The sequence below is a fragment of the Sporosarcina sp. 179-K 3D1 HS genome (assembly GCF_047228905.1).
In the GTDB taxonomy this organism is placed as follows: domain Bacteria; phylum Bacillota; class Bacilli; order Bacillales_A; family Planococcaceae; genus Sporosarcina.
This window is the reverse complement of sequence record NZ_JBFEGI010000029.1, coordinates 1-809: the sequence shown is the minus strand read 5'-3', so window position 1 is coordinate 809 and position 809 is coordinate 1. Positions and strand designations below refer to the sequence as shown.

Here is an 809-nt window from a genome sequence, read left to right as displayed (position 1 = left end):
CCTTTGAACACAAAATACTATCCCTACTTATTCGTGGACGCCATGTATATCAAGGTCAGGGAGCACAACCGTGTTGTCTCCAAAGCCGTATACCTTGCGCTTGGCATCAACGAAGAGGGGCGCCGGGAAATCCTTGGCCTGAAAGTGGATCACAATGAAAGCTTCAAGAGCTGGTCGGCCTTTCTCCAGCACCTGATTTCAAGAGGCCTTCAATCGCCGAAACTGGTCGTCTCCGATGCCCATGAAGGTCTCAAAAAGGCAATTCAGCAGGATTTTGTGGGCACCTCCTGGCAGCGCTGCACGGTCCACTTCAAGCGCAACATCATTGAAGCGCTCCCAAAGAAGGACAGCCAGGAAGCCATTAGCCTTCTGAAAAGCATCTTTTCTGCAGAAGAGATGGACACGATACGGAACCTGAAGGAGCTTTTCTTTGAGAAGTATGAGGAGGATCCCAAGTACCAAAAAGCCCTGAAGATACTTGACGAAGGATTTGAAGATTCCATTCAATATATGAATTTTCCCCTTGTCCACCGCAAGCACGTCAGGACCACCAATGGCGTGGAAAGGCTGAATGGAGAGATCCGTAGACGTGAAAGGGTGATCCGGATCTTCCCGAACACCCAGTCCGCCTTTAGGTTGATCGGCGCCGTCCTGATCAGTTATGCGGATTCCAATAAAAACTTTAACAGAAAATTGTTTTCCGCCAAAAAGTCGTAAGACTTGATACATCGTCAAGCAACTTGACATGGAGCCTCTGCGGGCATGAGTCCCAAACCAGGAAACCCAGCTCATGGGGCTGGCTTTGCCCG

1 protein-coding gene is annotated in these 809 nt (G+C 49.7%); it reads left to right on the top strand.

Annotated features, from left to right (window positions below):
- The coding region (locus tag AB1K83_RS18145; protein WP_413059614.1) for an IS256 family transposase at window positions 1-717 on the top strand (717 nt) is incomplete at its 5' end.
- Window positions 718-809 lie beyond the last annotated feature (92 nt).